The following is a 24,222-nucleotide window of genomic DNA, read 5'->3' as shown; positions in this document are numbered from 1 at the left end:
AACTCAATCCAGAAATTCGGGTTTCTGTTTGCTCATGTGGGCGGCCATGGCCACGCGCAGATCGGTGGATTGCAGCATGGCGGCGTTCCAGGTGGCAACGTATTCGAGACCATCGTCGATTCGGTGGTCGCGCATGTAGCTGATCATTTCCTTGGTGCCGGTCACGGCAATCGGCGACTTCGCCGCGATGTCACGGGCAATGCCGAATACGCCTTCGAGCAGTGTGTCCTTGTCGCTGTAGACGCGATTGACCAGGCCCATGCTGCGTGCTTCCTCGGCGCCAAAGGTGCGACCGGTGTATGCCAATTCACGCAGCATGCCGTCTCCGATGATTCGCGGCAACCGTTGCAGCGTACCGACGTCAGCGGCCATGCCGATGTCAATTTCCTTGATGGAAAATTGCGCGTCCTCGGCGGCATAACGCATGTCACAAGCCGAGATCAGATCGATCGCCCCGCCCAGGCAATAGCCCTGAATCGCAGCGAGTACCGGTTTGCGGCAGTTGTCGACGGCGTTAAACGAGGCTTGCAGATTGAGGATCTTGCGCCGCAGCAGGCGCGCATTGCGGCCCACGTCCTTGCCCAGCTCATTGGCGACGCCGGCAAGCATCATCAGGTCGATGCCGGAAGAAAAATGTTTGCCATTACCGCTGAGCACCACCACGCGGACTTCGTTTGTATCGTCGATCCATTGGAATATCTCGACAATCTCGCTCCAGAACGCCGCGTTCATTGCGTTGATCTTTTCCGGGCGATTGATCTGCACATGCGCGATGTTGTCGGCCAGTTCGACGCTGAAGGCGGAGTATTGAGTCATGGCAGTGATCCTTTACCGGGCTGGGAAATAAGTCCCGAACTATAACAAGGCAACGGGGCGGCGGTTCGGCCAAATGCGGGACTGACTGGCGCGGCTCATTGGGGAGCAGCCGAAGGCTGCGATCTTTTGGGACGCGCAGCGTCCCGGGCTGCATTCCCACGCAGAGCGTGGGAACGATCGATTGGCTTATTTCAGCCCCAGCCTGTACAGCGAGCCATTTTCTTCATCCGTCAGCACATAAAGATAGCCATCCGGCCCTTGGCGCACGTCACGGATACGCTGATTCAACTCACCCAGCAAACGCTCCTCATGGACGACTTTATCGCCATCGAACTGCAGGCGAATCAGTTCCTGGGTCACCAGTGCACCGATAAACGCGTTGTGCTGCCACGGCGTGAAACGATCCGCGTCGTAGAACGCCATGCCGGTAACCCCGGGGGATTTTTCCCAGACATGATGCGGCGCCACAGTGCCTTCAGCAGTTTTGCCCTTGGCCTCTGGAATCGGCTGCATCGAGTAATTGATGCCATGGGTCGCCAACGGCCAGCCGTAGTTTTTGCCGCGCTCGATGATGTTCACTTCATCGCCGCCACGTGGCCCGTGCTCGTTCTCCCACAGCGTGCCGGTCCACGGGTTGAGCGCCGCGCCCTGCGGGTTGCGCAGGCCATAGGACCAGATTTCAGGCCTGACACCGGATTGGCCAACGAAAGGGTTATCGTCCGGCACTTTGCCGTCCGGAAAGATCCGTACGACTTTGCCTTGCAGTTTGTCGAGGTCCTGCGCAGTCGGCCGATCGTTGTTTTCGCCGAGGGTGATGAACAGATACCCGTCGCGGTCGAACACCAGCCGCGAACCGAAGTGGTTGCTCACTGAGAGTTTCGGTTCCTGACGGAAGATCACGTTGAAGTCCTTCAACGTCTTCAGGTCATCGGAAAGCCGTCCGCGCCCTACCGCCGTACCAGCCTTGCCGCCCTCACCGCCGCCTTCTGCGTACGACAGGTAGACCATGCGGTCCTGCTTGAAGTCCGGCGGCAGCGCCACATCAAGCAAACCGCCCTGCCCTTTGGCCCAGACTTGCGGCACGCCACTGATCGGCTCCGACAGTTTGCCGTCCTTGCTGAGGACGCGCAGATGACCCGGGCGTTCAGTCACCAGCATGCCCTTCTGATCAGGCAGAAATGCCAGCGCCCACGGATGTTCCAGGCCTTGGGCAATGGTGGTGACTTCAAGAATGCCCTGTTCGCTTTTCAGCTCCTTGGGCGCGGCGGCGAATGCCGGGGCACTGATCAGCGCGGCGGCGCAGCAGGTGGCTAGTAGGGTTTTACGCAACATGCACGATTCCTTTTGTTCGTGTGAAAGGCTGACAGAACATCAGTCCTGACGTTCAACGGTTGCTGCCGGTGCCCCGTGGGGGCGGGTTGGGAATGAAGGTTGGCGGATTGCTCGGCACCGAGCGAATTGGCTGGCCATTGCCGATGCCGCGATTTTCAACGGTCGGCTGACGTGGCACGGGAACGGTGTTCGGCCCGCGAAGGGGCGGAGCGCTGGGCTGGGTGCCCTGCATGCTGTTGGGATTGGCCCGGCGGATCGGGCTGTTGTAGGGATTGTTGCTGTTGCCGGTAGGGCTTTGCGCCAGCACGACATCGGCATGAACCAGACCGCCACTGAGGGCAAGGACGGCGATGCCAAGCAGAAACCGGTTCATGGGAAATACCTCTCGATGTGCGTGGACTAGAGCCTTGGAGCCCACGCTACGCCGTGGGTTCGGATTTGTTAACCCTCGCGCCTTAAACAACATGTAACACGGCTTGACCGTACCGCTGGACGCCGCGCAATCACTGGAAACTTTCTCACCGCGCCACGGGTCACCTGATCATCACTCGGAGGACAGGTCATGGCTCGGGCAATCTGGAAAGGCGCAATCAGTTTTGGACTGGTACACATCCCCGTGGCGCTGGTTTCAGCGACGTCGTCCCAAGGCGTGGACTTCGATTGGCTCGACAGCCGCAGCATGGACCCGGTGGGCTACAAACGCATCAACAAGGTCACCGGCAAGGAAGTCACCAAAGAGAACATCGTCAAAGGCGTGGCCTACGAAAAGGGCCGATATGTGGTGCTCAGCGAGGAAGAAATCCGCTCGGCGCACCCCGTTTCCACGCAGACCATCGACATTTTCTCGTTCGTCGATGCCGAGCAGATTCCGCTGCAGAACATCGATACGCCCTACTACCTGGCGCCAGACAAGCGCGGCGGCAAGGTCTACGCGTTGCTGCGCGAAACCCTGAGCAAAACCAACAAGGTCGCCCTCGCCCGCGTTGTCCTGCATACCCGTCAATACCTGGCCGCGTTGATGCCGCTGGAGTCGGCGCTGGTTCTGGTGAAACTGCGCTGGCCGCAGGAAGTGCGCAGCCTTGATGAACTGGCGCTGGGCAGCGAAGTGACGAAGCCGCAACTGGCCAAGGGCGAGCTGGACATGGCCAAACGTCTGGTTGAAGACATGACCTCGGAGTGGTCGCCTGAGGACTACAAGGACGAGTTCGAAGACAAGATCATGGCGCTGGTCGAGAAGAAAGCCCACGAAGGCAAGATCGAGGACGTCGAGACCGCCACTGGCGAGGAAGAGCGCAAGACTGCCGACGTTATCGATTTGACCGAGCTGCTTAAACGCAGCCTCGGCGGCAAGGCACCGGCCAAGCCCAAGGCCAAATCAACCAGTAAGGCGGCGCCGGCGAAGAAGGCTCGGAAGGCGTCTGGGGAATAGGAAGTCAATCAGGAAGATACTTGTTTAATGTCAGGACGCTTTCGCGAGCAAGCTCGCTCCCACAGGGTTTGGAGTCGGACGCAATATTTGCATTCACCCAAATCAAATGTGGGAGCGAGCTTGCTCGCGAAGAGGCGGTACTGACTCCGGAAATCTTCAGATCAGAATAAAGATCGCCAACAACGCAGCAAAAATCGCCCATTTTTCCAAGTAGTAACGCGTACGGTTGCGCTTCTTCAGCTCTTTGCCGCGCAAACGAATCTTGTAGATTTTGGTAAACAAGCGGTTGATGCCACCAGTCTTGTCCCCCGCATCATTCGGCGCGCCTGCCGCTGACATCACGGTGCGGCTGAACCAGCGGTTGAACGCGGCGGCCCAGCGGTATTTCAACGGACGCTCAATATCGCAGAACAGAATGATGCGATTCTGATCCGTGGTGTTTTCGGCGTAATGAATAAACGTCTCGTCGAACATCACCGCTTCGCCATCGCGCCAGTGATAGTTCTCGCCGTCGACGTTGATGTAGCAGCCAGGATCGTTCGGCGTATCCAGGCCCAGGTGATAACGGTAGGAACCGGCGTACGGATCGCGGTGGCGCACCAGCTTCGAGCCCGGTGGCAGCTCGGCAAACATCGCCGCTTTGATCGAGCCGATGCTCTGCACCAGTTCGGTGGTGCGCGGGCACAGCTTCATCGCCGATGGATGGCTGTCGCCGTACCACTTGAGGTAGAAGCGCTTCCAGCCAGTCTTGAAGAAAGAATTGAAGCCGACATCGTCATACTGATTCGAGCGCTTGATCTCGCCGGCACGCAGCAGATTCTGGCCTTCCTCGCGAATCTCTTCCCAGTGCGCCTGCAACGGGCTCAGATCGGGAAAGTCTGCCGGGTTCAGATAGGGCTTGTTGGGAATCTTCGAAAAAAGATAGAGAAAGCAATTGATCGGGGCGAGAAACGTCGAGTGGTCACTCAGTTGCCGCCCCAGTTTGTGGCGCACGCGTCCACGCAAGTGAACGTAAGCAATGGAGATGACATAAACAGCGGCAATGATGAGTTTCACGGAAAAGAGTCACACGTCAAAAGTGAACAAACTGCGCGCGTGGCGACCTGAGGCCCAGCGTCTTATGCAGCGGTCTTGATGCACAGGGCGCGTCCTTGGCCCGCGCCGTTTCCGGGCGCTCGGTGAAAGGGTGGCATTTTAGCCACAGTTCGTAACCGATAGTGAACCCTCAACTGTGAAAAACTGTCTTGCGCGTTTGCGTGTAAAGCTCCAGCACACTTGAATCCATACAAACGCCCGTTGCTCATTTCGATGGAACCACGCTTGGCACGCGCTCCTCTATCGCTTACCAATAACGGAGGAACCCCCATGATCGCCCCAGAAACCGGTATGAAACCAGGTCAGCGCTATCGAATTGAAAGCGTCGAGCGCGCGCCGCAATTCTCTGGCTTTTTTCTCGATGGAAAGTATTACCTGGGACCTGAGTTGCAGACGGCCATCGGCTGGCTTGAAGGGCAAATATTCTTCTACGACCAGCTCGACCCGACCGGTGAGCCGGTGTATCCGGGCAGAATTGCCGGCACGATCGAAGGGCTGACGCTGGTAATGCCGGACGGCTTACGCTTGGAGATCGAAGAAGCGCCTTATCTGGCGGAACCTGCTGCGCCAGTGCGCGCTTCCGTCGCCGGGCGCATCGAGCGTATTTCGCGGCAGCCGATCCGCCCTTCGCCGCTATTGGTAGCCGGGGCTGCGATGTTGGTAGGGGTTTGCCTGCTGACGATCTCGCGCATCAGAAATCGCTGAAGGCCACCGCGCGAGCAGTGGCCCAACTATCGGTCACTGCTCGCGGGTTACCGTCAGTGCGACCACGGCGATTCGCTCGGCGCGCTCGTATTCAGGCTTGAGCAGTTCCTCGCTGAACACGTCCGGATCAAGCTCACGATAAGTCCAGCCAAACCGTTCGCCCTTGAACAGAGGCGCCACGGCCTCGCGGAACGGATCCTGCCCGGCGACGATCGCCACGCCGGTGTACACCAGCAACGTGCCGCCGACTTCCAGACGCGGTAATGCCTCACGGACGATCCGCACCGACAAACCCTCACCCAGCGCCCCGCCGCCGTGGCGATAAGCGCGCTGTTGTTCGTCGTTCATGTACGGCGGATTGGCGATGATCAAATCGAACTGCCCTTCGACACTGGCGAGCAGGTCGCTGTGATACACCGACACATTGTTTGCGCCCGCCAGCTCGGCGTTTACCGCACTCATGCGCAGCGCCCGCGGATTGATGTCGACCGCCAGCACGTCGGCATCAGGACGTGCCTTGGCCATGACCACCGCGCCGGCGCCGCTTCCGCAGCCGATGTCCACCGCGCGTCTGATCGGCGAAAAGCGTTGCTGCAATTGCGCTTCGATGGCCTGGGCAAAGCGATAAGTGTCGGGGCCGAAGAACACCGCATCGCTCGCCGTCGTCGGAAACGCCGAGTGGGCGAACAACCGGTCATTCAGCGTCGACCAGCGCACATGGCTGCGCCAAACCGCGCCATCGCGTTCGACTGCGCCGGCCTGCTCCAGCGTGGCCAGTTCCTCTGCGCGAAACAGCTCTGAAGGAAACGGCATCGACCAACCAAACACATCGCGCAGATCCTTGGCCAACGGCGTGGCAAAGCGCTGGAGATAACGTTCGTGGGTCAACGGCGTTGGGGTGATGAAGTGATAACCGCTGTCGAGCAGGCGCTTGCCCAATTCGAACAGGGCTCTATCGGATGTTTCTTGTGCCGACATGAAGCCTCCTTGTTTCAACGCAAGCGGGCGCGCAGTTGGATGAAGCGACGCGTCGCGAAAAGTCCGGCCGGGCGCCAGTGTCGCTGCGGTTGCAGCCACGGCATCAACAACGCCATCTGCTCGGCGGCAGGTTTGTCAGCCAGTGCGGCTTCGAGGTTGAGCAGATCGGCGTCATCGTCGAAGTTTTCTTCGACGGCAGCTTCGCGGCGTACGTAAGGCCGAGGCCGGGAGGCCGGGCAATCCTGAGTGATCCAGTCGCGCAGCAGCTGTTTTTCATAGCCGTTGAACACACCGAACATCGCCGCGTCGCTGCCGTCGATCAACCGCCAGAAACGACTTTCTTCCACCGCCTCGCCGCGCTTGATCCAGCTTTTGCGCTCCAGCGCCGACAGAAACTCGCCCATCTGTCCCGGCGTGGCCAGCCATTGATTGATGGTGCGGTTTTCGATGCGGCAGTAGTCGGAATGCATGTGCCGGCCAAACACCGCCTTGCGCTCAAGCATGGCGATGACTTCGTGGTCCAGATCGAACTCTGTAATCACGGCGGTTGTGCCCTTGCCGATGTCATTGAGGCGATAACCGACGGCCATGCGCCGATAGAACTCATCGCGCTCTTCGCCCAGCGGCATCAGTTCGAGCATTGATTGCACAGCCTTGCGCGCGTGGCCGGTGCTGGCGTTGTCGATGGTCACATGCAGGCGGAAATAGTGCGGATCGATGCCCAGCTCTGCCAATTCATAAGCACTGATCAGCAGATGCAGAGGCAGTTGTTCGTAGCCGAGATTGAAACCGATAACTTCAGGCAAAAACTGCCCGCCGAAACGTCCCAGCGCCAACTGCACCGCGCCTTGCAGAAAATACTCGTCGGCAAGACCGCTCAGATCGGAGCAGTCATGCTCGGCGAGCAGCTTGCGATAAATCACCACATGATTCTGCCGTGGCACGCCCTCACCCAGCTCTTCCAGATAGGTATCGAGCAAATCGTCGAAACGCGGGTCCTGCCACTGCGGCAACAACCCGGCCAGCCAGGCGCCATCGACCTCTTTGGTCGGTGCCACATGCAGAATGAAATACAGCGCGTGGGATTTGTTGCGGAAATAGCGGCGCGGCGCGCCCTGCTGACGTTGCTCAAGGTAATCGGCGTACTCGGCCGCCACGCTGGCGCAGCGGGTTTCCGACCATTGCAGCAGGTCTTCGGCGCTGGCCGGCAAATCGTCAGACAGCGCAGCCGCCTTGCTCAGTTGCCGGCGCAGAAAGTCCAGTGCCGCGCGATCAACCGTGGAGTCTTCCGCCAGCAATCGGTCATAGAGCCGGCGCTCGGTATCCGCCAGCGTGGATGTTTTACCCGAAGACTTCCTGGTCGGGATTTCGATCAGCGACATGACTCATTCCCCTGCGTTATTGGCATTGCCTATAAACGAAAGAGTGATTGGCGCTGAAAAAAATTCCTTTTTTGTGCGGGGCGATGCGCTCAGTGGTGTGCGCCGGTTGGCTAACCCAAAGCCGTGTCGAGAAACATCATCACGCCGAAGCCAAGCATCAGCCCGAGCGTGGCCGGTGTTTCGTGGCCGTTCCGGTGAGTTTCCGGAATCACTTCGTGGGATACCACGAAAATCATTGCACCAGCGGCCAGGCCCATCGCTACCGGGAAGCCCAAGGCGAAGCTGTTGGTGATGCCCAAACCGATAATCGCGCCCAACGGTTCCATCAATCCTGACGCAGCGGCAATCAACGCTGCACGCACTGCGGAAATGCCGGTCACCCGCAGCGCCAGCGCAACAGCCAGTCCTTCTGGAATGTCTTGAATGGCGATCGCAGTGGTCAGCGGCAAGCCGATTTTCATGTCGCCGGTGGCGAAGCTGACGCCGATCGCCATGCCTTCCGGCAGGTTGTGCAGGGTGATCGCCAGCACGAACAGCCAGACCCGATTGAAGCGCTTGGCTTCAGGCCCGCGCCGGCCGCTTTTTTCATGTTCGTGGGGGACGAAGCGGTCGAGGCCGACCATCAACGCCACGCCCAAGGCCATGCCGGCCACAACGACGGCAGCGGCGAGCATGGGACTGCTCACCGCCTCCTTCGCCGCCGCAATGCCCGGCAGGATCAATGAAAAGGAACTGGCTGCCAGCATCATCCCCGCCGCAAAACCAAGCATGGTGTCCTGGGTTCGCGAAGTAATCGCCCGCAACGCCAGGGCCAATAACGCACCGACTGCCGTGGCGGCAAAACCCGACAGCCCGCCAAGTGTGGCGAGGCGCAAGGTGTCGCGGCCCGTACTGACCAAACCGGTGTAGCCACTGATCAAGAGCAACACGGTTACACCGACCAGGGTCAGCCAGAAAATGCGCCCTCCCCAGCCCGTCCGCGAAAGGTTCACGAACCATGCGCGTACGGGAGCTGCGAATGAAGATGACGGTAGCGCCATGAAAACTCCTCGGTTTCAGGTGGCCGGTGCGAACGGCGTGGTTTCATCCAACTGCGCCAGCGGAACATCGCTGCCACCCGGGGTCAGAATCACCTTGCGGCATTCTTCCTGCTTCTTATTGAAGATCTTGTAGCCCTCGGCCGCCTGCTCGAGCGACAGCCTGTGAGTGATGATCGCTTCGGGCTGCAACTTGCCGGTTTCAATGTAGCCAAGCAGCTCCGGCAGAAAACGCTGTACGTGAGTCTGGCCCATTTTGAAGGTCAGGCCCTTGTCAAAAGCGTCGCCGAACATAAAGCCATGGATAAACCCGGCATACACCCCCGGAACGCTGACCACGCCGCCACGGCGTACAGCGGCGATGCACTGGCGCAAGGCCTTGCCGCTGCTGCCTTCAAGCTTGAGTGTAGCCATGACCGTTTCGGTGGTGCTGCCCTTGGCTTCAAGGCCGACGGCATCGACCACGGCATCGACGCCGCGATGGCCGGGAGTCTGGCTGGTAATGGTGTCGGCCGGGTCATCGTCTTCATCGAAGTTGATCGGAATCACGCCGTAGGTGCGCTGGGCATAATCGAGGCGGTACTGATGGTGATCAACCATGAAGATCAGCTCAGCACCGAGCATTCTGGCGCAGGCTGCGGTGAGCAAACCGACCGGCCCGGCGCCATAGATGGCCAGACTCGAGCCCTGTTTGACGCCGGCGTTGATCACGGCTTGCCAGGCAGTCGGCAGGATGTCAGAGAGAAACAGTACTTTCTCGTCCGACAGCGTGCCCGGCACCTTGAACGGCCCGGTATTGGCTTTCGGTACCCGCACCAGTTCCGCCTGGCCACCGGGAATTCCGCCATACAGACGGCTGTAGCCGAACAGCGCTGCTGGCGGCGGAATCATTTTCTTGTTCAGCGCCGCGCCGGGACCTTCATTGGTGGTCTCGCAGGCGGCGTAAAGCTCTTGCTGGCAGAAGAAGCAATCGCCACAGGCGATCACGAACGGAATTACCACGCGGTCGCCGCGCTGCACGGCCGTGACGGCTGGGCCGGTTTCTTCGACGATGCCCATGAACTCATGGCCAAAGATATCGCCGTGCTCGACGGTGGGTATTTTGCCTCGGTACAGGTGCAGGTCCGATCCGCAGATGGCGGTAGCGGTGACGCGCAGGATGATGTCGTCGGCGGCTTCAAGTTTCGGGTCCGGTACGGTTTCGACGCGCACGTCATGGGCGCCGTGATAGGTCATTGCTCGCATGGCTTGGTCCTCACTCGTTTGAACGAAAATGGCTACTGCTCCACTTTCCGAAGTGAAAATGGCCGAGTGAGTTCATTCGGGTTTTCGAGATTTTGATCAGCGGATATCGGTGACTTCTCGGACGAGCCGATGCGTACGCCCGTTTGCCTGCCATATAACTGCCGTCTGAGTTATGCGACAATGCGCGCCAATGTCCAACAAGAACCCCGTACTCGTCGCTCAGCAGCTTGCCTTCAACGGCCCCAGTTGCGGACGGCTTATGCGCGTTGGCTCAACTCAAGCACAGACTGGGGGGAGCTGGAAAAGCTCCAGATTGGTACGCAAGTTTGTACCAGGCACCACAGACCAGCTCTAACCCATTGATAGGTAAGGTAATTGATCTCCACAGCTAACATCACGATGCAGTTTGGCGCCAAGCCGCTGTTCGAAAACGTTTCGGTCAAATTCGGCGCAGGCAATCGCTACGGCCTGATCGGTGCCAACGGTTGCGGCAAGTCGACCTTCATGAAAATCCTCGGCGGCGATCTCGATCCGTCCGGTGGCCAGGTCATGCTCGAGCCGAACGTGCGTCTGGGTAAGCTGCGCCAGGATCAGTTCGCCTACGAAGAATTCACCGTGATCGACACCGTGATCATGGGTCACGAAGAGCTGTGGAAGGTCAAGGCCGAGCGCGATCGCATTTATTCGCTGGCGGAAATGTCCGAAGAAGACGGCATGGCCGTTGCCGAGCTGGAAACCGAGTTCGCCGAGATGGACGGCTACACCGCCGAATCCCGCGCCGGCGAATTGTTGCTGGGTCTGGGCATTCCGCTGGAACAGCATTTCGGCCCGATGAGCGAAGTCTCGCCAGGCTGGAAACTGCGCGTGTTGCTGGCGCAGGCACTGTTCTCCGATCCGGAAGTGCTGTTGCTCGACGAACCGACCAACCACCTGGACATCAACACCATTCGCTGGCTGGAAAACATCCTGACCCAGCGCAACAGCCTGATGATCATCATCTCCCACGACCGTCACTTCCTGAACAGCGTGTGCACGCACATGGCTGACCTGGATTACGGCGAGCTGCGTCTGTTCCCGGGCAACTACGACGAGTACATGACCGTGGCGACCCAGTCCCGCGAGCAGCTGCTGTCGGACAACGCCAAGAAGAAAGCGCAGATTTCCGAACTGCAATCGTTCGTCAGCCGCTTCTCGGCCAACGCCTCGAAAGCCAAGCAGGCCACCTCCCGCGCCAAGGCGATCGACAAGATCCAGCTGGCCGAGGTCAAGCCTTCCAGCCGGGTCAGCCCGTTCATTCGTTTCGAACAGAACAAGAAGCTGCACCGTCAGGCGGTCATGGTCGAGAAAATGGCCAAGGGTTTCGACGGCAAGCCACTGTTCAAGGACTTCAGCTTCCAGGTTGAAGCCGGCGAGCGCGTCGCGATCATCGGCCCGAACGGTATCGGCAAGACCACCCTGCTGCGCACCTTGGTCAACGAACTGACCCCGGATGCCGGTAGCGTGAAATGGACCGACGCCGCCGAGTTGGGCTACTACGCTCAGGACCACGCTCACGACTTCGAAGACGACGTCACTCTGTTCGACTGGATGGGTCAGTGGACCCAGGGCGAGCAGATGATTCGCGGTACTTTGGGCCGGATGCTGTTCTCCAACGACGAGATCCTCAAGTCGGTCAAGGTCATCTCCGGTGGTGAGCAAGGTCGCATGCTGTTCGGCAAGCTGATCCTGCAAAAGCCGAACGTGCTGATCATGGACGAACCGACTAACCACTTGGACATGGAATCGATCGAGGCGCTGAACCTGGCGCTGGAAAACTATCCGGGCACGCTGATTTTCGTCAGCCACGACCGTGAGTTCGTATCCTCCCTGGCCACGCGCATCATCGAGCTGAGCCCGAACGGCGTGACCGACTTCAGCGGCACTTATGACGACTATCTGCGTAGCCAGGGCGTTGTTTTCTAAGAGCAGCTTTTAGTTTCAAGCTGCAAGCTGCAAGTTAAAAGCCCTGTCCCTGTGACGGGGCTTTTTGCATTCGGCGTTTGGGAATTGTGGGTGCGCAGATATTCGCGAGCAGGCTCGCTCCCACAGGGGAATGCATTTCAAATGTGGGAGCGAGCCTGCTCGCGAAGGGGCCCTCAGCAGCTCCATCAATCCCAAGGGAAAGTAGTTAGCCTGCTTTCTTTTATCCCGGCCCCGCGCCATGATGTCGACAACTCTCCCACCGCCGCCCGCGAACGAGTGCTCATGTCTGCGCAGCCACTGCCACCGCAAAGCTCCCTAGCGATCACCCTGCAGATCGTCTCCATCGTTTTCTACACCTTCATTGCCTTCCTCTGCATTGGTTTGCCGATTGCGGTATTGCCCGGTTATGTCCACGAGCAACTGGGTTTCAGCGCGATCATTGCCGGCCTGGTGATCGGCTCGCAGTACCTCGCCACCCTGCTCAGTCGGCCAATGGCCGGGCGCATGTCGGACACGCTCGGCACCAAACGGGCGATCATTTATGGCTTGTGGGGGATTGTCCTCAGTGGCGCGCTGACGTTGCTGTCGACCTTGCTGCAAAGTTTTCCGCTGACCAGCCTGTTGATCCTGATTGCCGGGCGCTTGCTGCTTGGCATTGCCCAAGGCCTGATCGGCGTCGGCACCATCAGTTGGTGCATGGGCCAGGTCGGTGTCGAGCACACCGCGAAATCCATCGGCTGGAACGGCATCGCCTCTTACGGCGCGATTGCCATTGGCGCGCCGTTGGGCGTGGTAATGGTTGCCGAATATGGCTTTGTCAGCCTTGGCCTCGCGCTGTCGGCGTTGGCGGCAGGTGCGCTGTGGTTGATCCGCAACAAGCCTTCGGTGCCGGTGATTCGTGGTGAGCGCCTGTCGTTCTGGGCGGTGTTCGGCAAGATTGCGCCGTACGGCACCAGCCTGACGCTGGCCTCAATCGGCTACGGCACGCTGACCACCTTCATCACCCTTTATTACCTCAACCGAGGCTGGACCGGCGCGGCGTACTGCCTGACCGTGTTTGGCGTGTGCTTCATTCTCTCGCGGTTGCTGTTTATCTCCGCCATCGCCCGCTTTGGCGGGTTTGCCTCGGCCATCGTTTGCATGTCGGTTGAAACCGTCGGCCTGGTGATGTTGTGGCTGGCGCCCTCCACTGCGTATGCGTTGATTGGCGCAGGGCTGGCCGGGTTCGGGCTGTCACTGGTGTATCCGGCGCTGGGGGTGGAAGCGATCAAACAGGTGCCGAGTTCCAGCCGTGGTTCGGGGTTGGGGGCTTATGCGGTGTTCTTCGATCTGGCACTGGCGATTGCCGGGCCATTGATGGGCGCGGTGGCGTTGAATCTGGGCTACTCGTGGATTTTCTTCAGCGCGGCGTTGTTGTCGGTGACCGGGTTGGGCCTGACCCTGCTGCTCAAGCGTCGCGCGACCTCATGAAGCACCGATCCCCTTGCACTCGTCAGCTCCTACAGGAATTGGTGGCGGTGATGAAGTTATTGATCCGCCGTCTGCATCCCCGCCCGTGTCGATCTGCCCAGCGCATGGGCAAAAAACCGTCCGGCCTCGGATATCAGGTTGCGATGAATATCCTCGCGATCCACCCCGTCGGCATCGGTGCACAATGCTGGCATGGCGAGGATCTGTTCTTCGGTGCACGGCGCCATGAACACGAAGTGCCCTGCCCCGGCGAGCAGTTTGAAGTCCGGCGCGGTGGGCAGTTTGCGCGCCAAAGCCGCAGCGTTTTTATCGAAGGCCACCAGTTTGTCGCCGTCGCCGCTGTAGAGCAGCACCGGTACGTGCACATCGGCGAGGGTATGGCGGCCGAACTTCAGGCTCAGCGGCGCCATCAGCAATAACGCGTGAACCCGTGGATCGGCCACCGGCTGCAAGTCATCGCGATCGACAATCAGCTCGCCCTGGGTGTTGCAGGCGTCGTGATCGTCCGGACGTTCCTGGCAATAGCGGCGCAGACGATCCAGATCCGGTTGCGCCCCGGAAAGAATCAATGCGGTCTCGCCCCCGGCCGAATAACCGATCACACCGACCTGGTCAGCATTGACGAACGGCGCCAGCATGTTGTCGGCGAGGGTCGCGGTGATCGCTTGGGAAATCTGGATTGGCCGGCCGTAGAGATTGCTCAACGTGCCAAGTCGGCTGTGGTCGCGCCAGTTGTCGCCGGGATGAATCACCGCAACCACGACAAACCCCTTGCGCGCCAGCGACGTCGCCAGATCATGCAAGGCCAGCGGCGTGCCGGTATTGCCGTGGGAGAGCATCAACATGGGAAAGCGGCCGATCGCGACTTTGGTGTCTTCTCCAGCCTCGACCGAATAGCCCTCAAGCAAACTCATGTGCTCGCGGTCACTGGACGGGTAAAAAGCGATGGCGCGCATCGGTTGCAGATCGAGCGGGTCGAGAAAGGTCATCTCGTGATAACCGACGCTCCAGACAGGGTGGCGCCCCGGTGCGGCCTGCACTGAATTCAGGCTGCCCAGCAGGCAAATCAGCAACAGTGCACAAAGATGCCTCATGAATGCCCTACCCTGTCGGACCACATCGTCGGATGTGCTGAAACTGCATAACCCGGGCCAGATTATGTAACAGCCAGAAACAAAAAACTCCGTATTCGGCCCTTGCGGAACCAGAATACAGAGTTTTTCGGGGATTACCTGAACATCAGCTGTTCTTTACGCAAGCCTTATGCGGCGGCGAACAGTTGCTCGCTGATCTTCGCTTGCGCAGCGCTCATGGCGTTGTTGCGCACTTCTTCGCCATAGGCCAGACCTTCAGCGCGGACGATTTCGATATCGGTGATGCCGAGGAAGCCCAGCACCAGCTTCAGATATTCTTCATGAGCGATGCCGCTGGCCTGACCGGCGTGGATGCCACCGGAAGTCGACACGATCACCACTTTCTTGCCACCGCACAGGCCTTCAGGGCCGGCTTCGGTGTAGCGGAACGTCTGGCCAGCGACGGCGACGCGGTCGATCCACGCTTTCAGTTGGGTTGGAACGGTGAAGTTGTACATCGGCGCGGCAATCACCACAGCGTCGGCAGCGATGAATTCGGCCAGGGTCGAAGCGCTCAGCTCGGCTTCGTGCTGTTGCGCAGCGTCGCGCAGTTCGGCGGTGGTGCCGGCGGCAACCAGTGTGGTCGACGAGAAGTGGCTGATCGCGTCGGCGGCCAGGTCGCGGTAGGTGACCACGGCGCTCGGCTCGGCAGCTTGCCAGGCGTCGACGACTTGACGGCTCAACTGACGGGAAGCCGAGTTGTCGCCGAGAATGCTCGAATCGATGTGCAACAGTTTCATGTGGGTTCTCCTGAAAGAATCGCCGGCGGCGACGGAATGGAGACAATCCTACGCAACAAACCAATAGCTGATTAGTCGCCGACAATGCGATAGTTCGTCCCATTGATAGAACGACTGGAAACGCGCATGCAGGACCTCAACGATCTCTACTACTTCGCCAAAGTGGTCGAAGCCGGCGGCTTTGCCGCCGCCGGGCGGCTGCTCGGCATTCCCAAGTCACGCTTGTCGCGACGCATTGCCGAACTGGAAGAACGTCTTGGCGCGCGTCTGCTGCAACGCACCACTCGCCAACTCAATCTCACCGCCGTTGGCGAACGCTATTTGCGCCACTGTCAGGCGATGTTGCTGGAAGCGGAAATGGCTGACGAAGCGGTGGCGAGCATGTCCAGCGAACCGCGCGGGCGCTTGCGGGTGTCGTGCCCGACCGGGCTTGCCCATGAAATGCTGCCGACGGTGATCAGCGACTTTCTCGGCAAGTATCCGCAGGTGCAGCTGGAGGTCGTGCTGCTCAATCGCCGGGTCGATCTGGTCACCGAAGGCATCGATGTCGCTTTGCGTGTGCGCGATCACGGTGATGAAGACCCGTTGCTGGTCACCCGCCGCTTGCGTCAGGCCCAGGCGGTGGTGATCGCCAGCCCGGCGTTCATGCAAGGCAAGACCATCAATCATCCGCAGGACCTGAAAAACCTGCCGGTACTCGGCGCGCTGGAAGCCGACCGCATGGTTCATGTGCGTCTGCTCGATCAGCAAGGCAAGAGCGTCGATCTGAGCATGGAAGCGCGGCTGGGCATTGATGACTTCGTGGTGCGTAAGGCCTGCGTCCTGGCCGGTCAGGGCTTTACCGTGCTGCCGATGATGTTCTGCGAAACCGAATTGCGTAACGGCACGCTGGTGCAAGTGCTACCGGAATGGTCATTGCCCGGCGGCTGGTTGCAAGCGGTGTATCCGCACCGGCGCGGGGTAATGCCGGCGGTGCGCGCATGGATCGATCACTTGGTCGAATCGTTCAATGCCTGCGGGGACAGATTTCTATGAAACAGGGAAGAATGAGCGAAGCCGAGGTCGCCGAGTTTTGTCTGGCCCTGCCCGGCGCCCGGGAAGATTACAAATGGGGCGGCGTGCGGGTGTTCTCGATTGCCGGCAACAAGATGTTTGCCTTGCAGGGATTACGTGGGGATTCGCTGGCGTTCAAGGTCGACAAGGATCTGTTTCTCGGCCATTGCGACCGCCCGGGGATTCATCCGGCGCCGTATCTGGCGCGGGCGCAGTGGATCATCATGCACCCGCCCTACCCGCTGAGTGCCGAGGAATTGCAGGGTTTGTTGCAGCGATCGCATCAACTGGTGGTGAGCAAGTTGCCTAAGAAAACCCAAATCGGCCTGTTGCTGTAAACCCGGTCCGTGCAGGAGCTGCCGAAGGCTGCGATCTTTTGATTGTGCGTTGATCGTTCCCACGCTCTGCGTGGGAATGCACCCGGGGACGCTCTGCGTCCCAAAAGATCGCAGCCTTCGGCAGCTCCTACAGGGGTAAGTGTGTTCTTTAGATCAAAGACAACAGGTTGGAACCGAGAAAAATCTGGTCAATCCAGAACACCTGATGCAACAACACGATCACCCAGAACAGAATCTGAAACGACACCTTACGCGTCTTGTGCCGAAACACCTGCTGAGCGATCAAAGCTCCCGGCCAGCCGCCCGCCAGTTCTACCGCATGCAGGATGTTTTCCGGAGTGCGCCAGGCATCGGCGCGGGCCTTGCGTTTGTCGGCCCAGTACAGAAAGAACGCCAGCACACTGACAATCCCGTACGCCGCCAGCGGCACCCGCGAGATGCCGCTGAGCCACATCGACAGCGAGCCGAACAGCGGCAGCGCGCAGACGATCAGCAACACCACAAGCTTCAATTTCAGATGCTGAACGCGCCCGCTTGAAGGTCGTCCCTCAGGGCGGCGCGTGCGGGAATCGTTCATGCCTTGGCCGCCGACCAGTCCACCCAGCCGAACTGCCAGGTGGCCAGAATGAACAGGCCGAACGCAATCCTGTACCAGGCAAAGGCTGCGTAGCTGTGGCTGCCAATGAACTTGAGCAGGCCGCGCACAGCGATCATGGCGAAGATGAACGCCGTGACAAAACCAATGGCGAACACCGGGAAATCCGCCGGCACGAACAGGTCGCGGTATTTGTAGCCCGAATACACTGCCGCACCGACCATGGTTGGCATGGCGAGGAAGAACGAGAACTCGGTGGCGGTCTTGCGTGACAGACCGAACAGCAAACCGCCAATGATCGTCGAGCCGGAACGCGAGGTGCCGGGAATCATCGCCAGGCATTGCGCGAAGCCGATTTTCAGCGCGTCGGTCCAGCGGATCTCGTCGACGGTTTCGGCGTGGACTTCATGTTGGCGCTGTTCGGCCCAGAGCATGATGATGCCGCCGATGACCAGCGCCGCCGCCACGGTGATCGGGTTGAACAGGTATTCGTGAATCAGGTCGGCAAAGATCACCCCCAGCACCACGGCGGGCAAAAAGGCGATCAGCAGGTTGGCGGTGAAACGTCGTGCGCTCGGTTGGGTCGGCAGGCCGATCACCACGTCGAGGATCTTGCGGCGAAATTCCCAGACCACCGCGAGGATCGCGCCGAGCTGGATGATGATGTTGAACGCCATGGCCCGTTCGCCGCCGAAGTTCAGCAAGTCGGCGACGATGATCTGGTGTCCGGTACTCGAAATGGGCAAAAACTCCGTCAGCCCTTCTACAACTCCTAGAATCAGTGCCTGCAAGGCGGTCCAAAGATCCATCAATCCCCCAGAGAGCGATGCGCGCGGGCATGCCCCGATAGTATTTTTTTCGTTCACTGCGTCCAGCGTAGCCGGTAAAAGCTGTAGCGATTGCGCGCGCACAGGATCCACACGAAACGGTAAAAATTCCGTGAAATATCAAAACCGGATTCAGGTTTTTGCGCGCGGGGCCGAAATCCTAACAGACAAGCCTTAATAGCGCTCCCCGCGTTAGGCGGCTCAAGTCGCGCAATCGCAAGCCCACAGCGGTGGCTGGATGCTGGCGATCGTTTATTACAAGAACAAGAATCCGGAGTGACAGCGTTATGAACAGCTTGCGCAGTGTGTCGATCAGCCGACGCTTGTGGCTCATCTTGATCGTGGCGGTGGTCATGTTGCTGACCTTGGGCGTGCTGATGCTCAAGCAGATCCACGACGACCTCTACCACGCCAAGGCGCAGAAAACCCAGCACGTAGTGCAGACCGCCAGTGGCCTGCTCACCTATTACCACGGCCTGGAAACGGCCGGCACCGTGACCAGGGATGCCGCGCAAAAGCAGGCGCTGACCGCGATCCGTGGCCTGCGCTATGACCAGAGCGACTACTTCTGGATCAACGACCTCACGCCCGTGATGGTCATGCACCCGACCAATCCCAAGCTCGAAGGCCAGAATCTTTCGGCGATCCGCGACCCGGACGGCTTTGCGGTGTTCAACGAGATGGTCGCCATTGCCAAGGCCAAAGGCGCGGGCATGGTCAATTATCGCTGGCCGAAACCGGGGGCTACTGACCCCGTTGCGAAGACCTCGTATGTGAAGCTGTTTGAGCCGTGGGGCTGGGTGATTGGTTCCGGCGTTTACGTCGACGATGTGCAGGCAGAATTCCAAGGACAAATGATCAAGGCGTCGGCGATCGGCCTGGCGATTGCGCTGATCATGGCGCTGCTGGTGATCCTGATCGCACGCAGCATCGTCCGTCCGTTGCAGGAGACCGTGAATGCCATGGCGAACATCGCCAGCGGCGAAAGCGACCTGACCCGCAGCCTCGATACCCACGGCAAGGATGAGGTCACTGAACTGGCCCATCACTTCAATGCGTTCACGGCCAAGTTGCGCCGAGTGATTGGTGATCTGCAGGTCTCGGCCAGCGCTTTGGGCCAGTCTTCCAGCGAGCTTGGCAACGATGCCTCGCAAGCGCAGCAGCGCAGTCAGCAGCAATCGCAGCAGATGGAACTGGTCGCCACGGCGATCAACGAAGTCACCTACGGCGTGCAGGACGTGGCGAAAAACGCCGAACACGCCGCCGCCGAAATGCGTGATGCCGAAGCGCAGGCGCAACAGGGCCAGATCAACATTGACGGCAGCCTGCAACAGATCGACAAGCTCTCCGGCACGATCGATCAGGCGGTGGAAGTGATCCGCACCCTGGCGGCGGAGAGCACGCAGATTGGCAGCGTGCTGGAAGTGATTCGCTCGATTGCCGAGCAGACCAATCTGCTGGCCTTGAACGCGGCGATTGAAGCGGCGCGTGCGGGTGAACAGGGTCGCGGGTTCGCCGTGGTGGCCGATGAGGTGCGCTTGCTGGCCCAGCGTACGCAGAAATCGACCGCTGAAATTCAGTCGATGATCGAGCGTTTGCAGAATCACTCGGAGGCTGCGGTGAAGGTGATCGGCGACAGCAGCAAGGCCTCGCAATTGACCATCGAACAGGCAGGACTGGCCGGGGCGAGCCTTAATGCCATTGGCCAGGCGTTGCGTAATCTCAACGGCCTGAATGCGTCGATTGCCAGCGCTACCTTGCAACAGGCGCAGGTGGTTGAGGACATCAACCAGAACGTGACCCAGGCGGCCGGGCTTTCCCATAGCACCGCGTTGGCGGCTGAACAGTCGAGTGCAGCCAGTCTGCGGCTTGGGCAACTGAGCGAACAGCTCAACGGGTTGCTGCGCCAGTTCCGGGTCTGACCGGTCACCGAGGTGAGCCCACCCCTCACCCCAGCCCTCTCCCCGAGGAGAGGGAGCAGATCATTGCGTTTTTCATGATCTGCGTTCGACGCGATGTTCCAGGTCAGCGTACCTCGACCAAACAACGCGGTCAGTTCCCTCTCCCTCCGGGAGAGGGTTAGGGTGAGGGGCTTTTGATCGCAGATCACTGGGCGTTTCATGATCTGCGTTCGACGCGATATTCCAGGTCAGCGTACCTCGACCAAACAACGCGGTCAGTTCCCTTTCCCTCCGGGAGAGGGTTAGGGTGAGGGGCTTTTGATCGCAGATCACTGGGCTTTTCATGATCTGCGTTCGACGCGATATTCCAGGTCAGCGTACGTCGACCAAACAACGCGGTCAGTTCCCTTTCCCTCCGGGAGAGGGTTAGGGTGAGGGGCTTTTGATCGCAGATCACTGGGCGTTTCATGATCTGCGTTCGACGCGATATTCCAGGTCAGCGTACCTCGACCAAACAACGCGGTCAGTTCCCTCTCCCTCCGGGAGAGGGTTAGGGTGAGGGGCTTTTGATCTGACTAATGCAGTACAATCCGCCCCCTTCTCAACTCCCCCAAGGATCCGCCATGTCCGGGCTTGAACTGTTTGCTGCTGCCCTCGGTGTCATCGCCGTGTGGCTGACGGTCAAGCAGAATCCGTGGTGCTGGCCGATCGGGCTGGTCATGGTGTTGCTCTACAGCTGGATCTTCTTTGAGGTGAAGCTGTATTCGGACATGTTGCTGCAAGTGATCTATGCCGCGCTGCAAATCTACGGCTGGTGGCAATGGACCCGCGCCGGGACGATGCATGACGGTCGCCAGGTTACCCGCCTCGATGCACGCTCGATTCTGCTAGGCCTCAGCGTCGGGGCGATCGGCAGCCTGTCGCTGGGCGCGGCGATGGCGCACTGGACCGACGCCGCACAGCCGTGGCTCGATGCCGCGCTCACCGGTTTCAGTCTGGTCGCGCAACTGTGGATGGCGCAGAAACGCCTGCAATGCTGGGCGCTGTGGTTCGTCCTCGATGTGATCTTTGTCGGCTTGTTTATCTACAAAGGCCTGTACCTGACCGCCGCGCTCTACGCGCTGTTTACCTTGCTCGCGGTGCAAGGCTGGCGGGAATGGCGTGCCGATCCGGCGTTGCGCACATGAAAGTCGTTGTTCTCACCGGCCCGGAATCCACTGGCAAGAGCTGGCTGGCGGCAGGCCTGGAGCAGCGTTTCGGCGGCGTGCGCGTTGATGAATATGTTCGGCGATTCATCGAAGACAACCCGCGCGACACTTGCCTCGCGGATATCCCTGATATCGCCCGGGGCCAGTTGCAATGGGAAGATCAGGCACGGGCGAAACAACCCGAACTGCTGATTCTCGACACCCATCTGCTGAGCAACATCCTCTGGAGCCAGACGTTGTTTGGCGCCTGCCCGGACTGGCTGGAAACCGAGTTACTGGCGCGCCATTACGACCTGCACCTGCTGCTATCGCCGCAACAGGTCGACTGGGCCGAAGACGGTCAACGCTGCCAACCGGATCTTGCGGATCGCATGGCATTTTTCGAAGCCACGCGCGCCTGGTTGATTGAGCATCAACAGCCATTGCAAGTTATCGAGGGCAATTGGGCCGAACGGCACGCCCAAGCCTTTGCGGCGGTCGAGCTTTTGCTGTCCAGCTGAGCCGCGTTGGGACGAACCTGTCCGTTTTTGAAACACTCCTCACCGCGCAAAGCCCCCGTCCAAACGCTGTTCATCACTCCGTCACGTCACCTGTTACGCCGATGAAACACATCGGCGCAAACCCTTGTTCCAGAGCTTTCCAACGTCAAGCATCGTTCAAGCGCCCCTGCATGTGTCTCAGCGCTGAAACAGTGCCCGCAGTGAGCAATTCTAAAAAACACCTAACCCATTGAAATAAAGCGACAATTCAAAACCGGCACAGCTTTCGCTCTCTCCTTCACAACGCTGAATAACCCAGCCCACTGAAGAAGGAATTGCAGCCGTGGGGAATTTCAATAAAAGCCTGACTTGCCTCCTGCTGATCGGATCAGCCGCCAGCGCATTGATCAGTGCCAGCGCCCAGGCCGAAGGCAATGGAGTGATCGTCCTCAACCGCGACGTTCAGCCAATCCCGATCGGGCGCAACGGCGGCAAAGATCCCTATCCAACCACGGTTAACGCCAACCCTTCGGCGCGGATCAACCAGACCCTCAGCAGTACCGAACTGACTGACGGTGATTTCGCCAGTGTCGCCAGCGGCTCATCGATTCGCGACAACATGACCACGCCCAGTTCCAACCTGCCCGGCATGAACACCCTGACCAACCAGAACGGCCTGCCCGGTATGCGCACGGGTAGCGGCGGCGGTTCTGGTGCTTCGATCTCCAACACCGTCAACCGGGCGATGAGCACCGGCCTGGCGCCTCTGACTCGCATGGCCGGAGGCCAATGACATGAATCGCACCCTGCTGCTTCTCGCCCTGCTCGGCTGCACCAGCGCCATGGCCGATTCGGCTTCAGTCAACAAAGCAAATATTCAGGATTCCGGTGCGCAGTATCGCGGCAACTTCAACGTCAACCAGGCCGCCGGTGACCAGATGCAACAAGCCAACACCAAGGCGATTGCCATCGGCACCGAAGCCCATGCCACCACCAACGTCAGGCAAACCATCGACACGCCCGCCAGCCGCGCCATCGACGCGAGCGCCAATATCGGCGGCAACTCTTTCAGCAATGGCTACGGCATCCTCGGTGTGAACCAGGGCGCCGGTGCCAACAATCAAATGGCCAACGTCACGCGCGTCAGCATCAGTGCCGGCCCGCAGAGCGTTGACGACAGCGCCCTTTCACAACAGAACGTGGCGTTTTTACCGAGCTCAGGAGCAACTGGTACCTCAATCGGCAGTCGCCAGGTCACGACCAGTGATCAGGCCTTCACCGGCAGCCGCGGGGTAATTCAGGTGAACCAGAGTGCCGGGGTGGGGAACCGAATGGCTAACACCCTGAGCATCCGGGTCGCAGACTGACCCAAACAAAAAGCAGTGCAATTAGAAAAGTCCCAACACTTAACCAACTAATAAGCACGACGGAGAAACAACCATGAAACCTACAATGGCTCTCAAACCACTGGTTTTCGCACTCGCAGCAGTGATGGCAATGGCAGCACAGGCTGGCGGCCGTGGTGACAATGATCATGGTAACGGGCACGGCAATGGACATGGCAACGGTCACGGCCAGCCACAAGGTCCGAATCTTGAACAACTGCTGAAAATCACCGCAGGCGCCGGCGCCGCTGTACTCGACGCACAAAACAGCGACGGCAACGTGGTAAAAAACCAGGGCACCCTGAACAACGCCAATGCCAGCGACTCGCTCAACGGCTCCAACGGCAACATGGGCGCCAACGTCGCCGCCGGCGACGGCAACCAGCAGGACAACGCTGCTGCACTGGCCACCGCTGACGAAAGCTTCATCTTCGGCAATGCTGTTGCCGCCTCGAGCGCGACTCAGGTGAACAACAACAACTACGTGAAAAACTCGTCCACCTTCAACAACGCCACGCTCAGCAATGCAGGCAACAATGGTTCCGGCAACATCGGCATCAACGTGAGCTCGGGCAACTTCAACCAACAGAAAAACAACCTCGCCATCGCCGTTTCCGGTGGTCGTGTAGCGCAGGCCGCTGCCTCTGCCAACCAGTCCTCGACTGGCCTGGTTGTGGAAAACAAAGGCGTGCAGGCTTACAAAACCGACACCCTCACCGGTACTTATGCAGCCGCTGGCGCGTTCAAAGCCAAAGGCACCGCGACCATCGAAGACGACAACCACGGCGGTTGGGGCAACCGTGGCGGCGGCCATGGCGGCAACGATGATCAGAAAGCCAAGTTCGAAGCCGTGGGTACTTTTGGCCTCGCTGGCGTCACCACGCAACAAGTGTTGACCAAAGATGGCTGGAAAACTCCAGTCGTCAACAACGCCAACATGACCAACTCGATGAACAACTTCTCCGGCAACGGCGGAGCCAACGTCTCGGCGGGTGTAGGCAACCAACAAAGCAACTCGCTGTCCATCGCCGCAGGTTGCAAAGCCTGCATGTAATCGCGATCGAAACGAAAGCCCCGGCAACGGGGCTTTTTTCCCAGGTTCCACAAGGCGT

24 protein-coding genes are annotated in these 24,222 nt (G+C 59.5%); 12 read left to right on the top strand and 12 right to left on the bottom strand.

Annotated features, from left to right (window positions below; translation table 11 throughout):
- Positions 1-3 precede the first annotated feature (3 nt).
- From ACYSTU_RS18470 to ACYSTU_RS18460, 3 genes are all read right to left on the bottom strand, one after another.
- Positions 4-816 (bottom strand): crotonase/enoyl-CoA hydratase family protein, encoded by an 813-nt coding sequence (locus ACYSTU_RS18470; RefSeq protein ID WP_499000685.1) that lies wholly within the window; start codon positions 814-816, stop codon positions 4-6.
- 186 nt (positions 817-1,002) lie between these two features.
- Entirely contained in the window at positions 1,003-2,148 is a 1,146-nt protein-coding gene (locus ACYSTU_RS18465; RefSeq protein ID WP_499000682.1) for a PQQ-dependent sugar dehydrogenase, read from the bottom strand.
- Between the two features lie 52 nt (positions 2,149-2,200).
- The gene (locus tag ACYSTU_RS18460) at positions 2,201-2,521 is read right to left on the bottom strand and encodes a hypothetical protein (protein WP_016774702.1); all 321 of its coding nucleotides are present in this window, start codon (positions 2,519-2,521) and stop codon (positions 2,201-2,203) included.
- Between the two features lie 189 nt (positions 2,522-2,710).
- Between ACYSTU_RS18460 and ku the strand changes: the two genes are divergently transcribed.
- The gene (ku, locus tag ACYSTU_RS18455) at positions 2,711-3,577 is read left to right on the top strand and encodes a non-homologous end joining protein Ku (RefSeq protein WP_016774700.1); all 867 of its coding nucleotides are present in this window, start codon (positions 2,711-2,713) and stop codon (positions 3,575-3,577) included.
- A gap of 156 nt (positions 3,578-3,733) precedes the next feature.
- Here ku and lpxO read toward each other — a convergent pair whose 3' ends face one another.
- Positions 3,734-4,633: a lipid A hydroxylase LpxO gene (lpxO, locus tag ACYSTU_RS18450; protein ID WP_110600645.1), complete on the bottom strand. Its 900-nt coding sequence runs from the start codon at positions 4,631-4,633 to the stop codon at positions 3,734-3,736.
- A gap of 309 nt (positions 4,634-4,942) precedes the next feature.
- Between lpxO and ACYSTU_RS18445 the strand changes: the two genes are divergently transcribed.
- Positions 4,943-5,377: a hypothetical protein gene (locus ACYSTU_RS18445; RefSeq protein ID WP_024012933.1), complete on the top strand. Its 435-nt coding sequence runs from the start codon at positions 4,943-4,945 to the stop codon at positions 5,375-5,377.
- A 33-nt stretch (positions 5,378-5,410) separates the two neighbouring features.
- On the opposite strand, the gene ACYSTU_RS18440 is transcribed toward ACYSTU_RS18445, so the two are convergent.
- From ACYSTU_RS18440 to ACYSTU_RS18425, 4 genes are all read right to left on the bottom strand, one after another.
- Positions 5,411-6,355, bottom strand: coding sequence for a methyltransferase (locus ACYSTU_RS18440; protein ID WP_136493364.1), 945 nt, complete (start codon positions 6,353-6,355; stop codon positions 5,411-5,413).
- Positions 6,356-6,369: 14 nt separating this feature from the next.
- Complete coding sequence (locus ACYSTU_RS18435; RefSeq protein WP_136493365.1) at positions 6,370-7,737, bottom strand: iron-containing redox enzyme family protein; 1,368 nt, start codon at positions 7,735-7,737, stop codon at positions 6,370-6,372.
- Between the two features lie 110 nt (positions 7,738-7,847).
- Positions 7,848-8,777 carry a ZIP family metal transporter gene (locus ACYSTU_RS18430; RefSeq protein ID WP_122698304.1) on the bottom strand — a complete coding sequence of 310 codons (930 nt, stop codon included), beginning with the start codon at positions 8,775-8,777 and terminating at the stop codon, positions 7,848-7,850.
- Positions 8,778-8,792: 15 nt separating this feature from the next.
- Positions 8,793-10,019 carry a zinc-dependent alcohol dehydrogenase gene (locus tag ACYSTU_RS18425; RefSeq protein ID WP_110600653.1) on the bottom strand — a complete coding sequence of 409 codons (1,227 nt, stop codon included), beginning with the start codon at positions 10,017-10,019 and terminating at the stop codon, positions 8,793-8,795.
- A 375-nt stretch (positions 10,020-10,394) separates the two neighbouring features.
- On the opposite strand from ACYSTU_RS18425, the gene ACYSTU_RS18420 reads away from it, so the two are divergent.
- Positions 10,395-11,981 (top strand): ABC-F family ATPase, encoded by a 1,587-nt coding sequence (locus tag ACYSTU_RS18420; RefSeq protein WP_016774693.1) that lies wholly within the window; start codon positions 10,395-10,397, stop codon positions 11,979-11,981.
- Between the two features lie 282 nt (positions 11,982-12,263).
- Positions 12,264-13,451, top strand: a complete 1,188-nt coding sequence (locus ACYSTU_RS18415) for an MFS transporter (RefSeq protein WP_024012925.1) — start codon at positions 12,264-12,266, stop codon at positions 13,449-13,451.
- 56 nt (positions 13,452-13,507) lie between these two features.
- On the opposite strand, the gene ACYSTU_RS18410 is transcribed toward ACYSTU_RS18415, so the two are convergent.
- Together ACYSTU_RS18410 and ACYSTU_RS18405 are read right to left on the bottom strand one after the other, a co-directional pair.
- The gene (locus tag ACYSTU_RS18410) at positions 13,508-14,545 is read right to left on the bottom strand and encodes an alpha/beta hydrolase family protein (protein WP_499000674.1); all 1,038 of its coding nucleotides are present in this window, start codon (positions 14,543-14,545) and stop codon (positions 13,508-13,510) included.
- Between the two features lie 167 nt (positions 14,546-14,712).
- Complete coding sequence (locus tag ACYSTU_RS18405; protein ID WP_016774691.1) at positions 14,713-15,324, bottom strand: FMN-dependent NADH-azoreductase; 612 nt, start codon at positions 15,322-15,324, stop codon at positions 14,713-14,715.
- Positions 15,325-15,450: 126 nt separating this feature from the next.
- Between ACYSTU_RS18405 and ACYSTU_RS18400 the strand changes: the two genes are divergently transcribed.
- Together ACYSTU_RS18400 and ACYSTU_RS18395 are read left to right on the top strand one after the other, a co-directional pair.
- On the top strand, positions 15,451-16,359 hold the full coding sequence (locus ACYSTU_RS18400; protein WP_324175064.1) for a LysR substrate-binding domain-containing protein: 909 nt from the start codon (positions 15,451-15,453) through the stop codon (positions 16,357-16,359).
- Positions 16,356-16,715, top strand: coding sequence for an MmcQ/YjbR family DNA-binding protein (locus ACYSTU_RS18395; RefSeq protein WP_110600661.1), 360 nt, complete (start codon positions 16,356-16,358; stop codon positions 16,713-16,715). Before ACYSTU_RS18400 ends, ACYSTU_RS18395 begins: the two co-directional genes overlap by 4 nt.
- Positions 16,716-16,863: 148 nt before the next feature.
- Here the strand turns inward: ACYSTU_RS18395 and ACYSTU_RS18390 are convergent, their stop codons facing one another.
- Both ACYSTU_RS18390 and ACYSTU_RS18385 read right to left on the bottom strand, forming a co-directional pair.
- Positions 16,864-17,292, bottom strand: coding sequence for a DUF1294 domain-containing protein (locus ACYSTU_RS18390; protein WP_499000668.1), 429 nt, complete (start codon positions 17,290-17,292; stop codon positions 16,864-16,866).
- Complete coding sequence (locus tag ACYSTU_RS18385) at positions 17,289-18,119, bottom strand: undecaprenyl-diphosphate phosphatase (RefSeq protein ID WP_016774688.1); 831 nt, start codon at positions 18,117-18,119, stop codon at positions 17,289-17,291. The genes ACYSTU_RS18390 and ACYSTU_RS18385 overlap by 4 nt, the downstream gene beginning before the upstream one ends.
- A gap of 305 nt (positions 18,120-18,424) precedes the next feature.
- On the opposite strand from ACYSTU_RS18385, the gene ACYSTU_RS18380 reads away from it, so the two are divergent.
- The 6 genes from ACYSTU_RS18380 (at position 18,425) to fapC (ending at position 24,164) form a co-directional block, all read left to right on the top strand.
- On the top strand, positions 18,425-20,059 hold the full coding sequence (locus ACYSTU_RS18380; RefSeq protein WP_499000665.1) for a methyl-accepting chemotaxis protein: 1,635 nt from the start codon (positions 18,425-18,427) through the stop codon (positions 20,057-20,059).
- Between the two features lie 602 nt (positions 20,060-20,661).
- Positions 20,662-21,225, top strand: a complete 564-nt coding sequence (pnuC, locus tag ACYSTU_RS18375) for a nicotinamide riboside transporter PnuC (RefSeq protein ID WP_133337845.1) — start codon at positions 20,662-20,664, stop codon at positions 21,223-21,225.
- Entirely contained in the window at positions 21,222-21,746 is a 525-nt protein-coding gene (locus ACYSTU_RS18370; protein WP_499000661.1) for an AAA family ATPase, read from the top strand. Before pnuC ends, ACYSTU_RS18370 begins: the two co-directional genes overlap by 4 nt.
- A 322-nt stretch (positions 21,747-22,068) precedes the next feature.
- Positions 22,069-22,518, top strand: coding sequence for a functional amyloid chaperone FapA (gene fapA, locus ACYSTU_RS18365; protein WP_499000658.1), 450 nt, complete (start codon positions 22,069-22,071; stop codon positions 22,516-22,518).
- A 1-nt stretch (position 22,519) separates the two neighbouring features.
- Entirely contained in the window at positions 22,520-23,092 is a 573-nt protein-coding gene (gene fapB / locus ACYSTU_RS18360) for a fibril amyloid subunit FapB (protein WP_499000655.1), read from the top strand.
- A gap of 73 nt (positions 23,093-23,165) precedes the next feature.
- Complete coding sequence (gene fapC, locus ACYSTU_RS18355) at positions 23,166-24,164, top strand: amyloid-like fimbrin subunit FapC (protein WP_499000652.1); 999 nt, start codon at positions 23,166-23,168, stop codon at positions 24,162-24,164.
- The last annotated feature ends 58 nt before the right edge of the window (positions 24,165-24,222 follow it).

It is taken from the genome of Pseudomonas glycinis (genome assembly GCF_054871425.1).
Note: the sequence above shows the minus strand (reverse complement) of the source record. Positions and strands in the feature narration are given on the sequence as shown.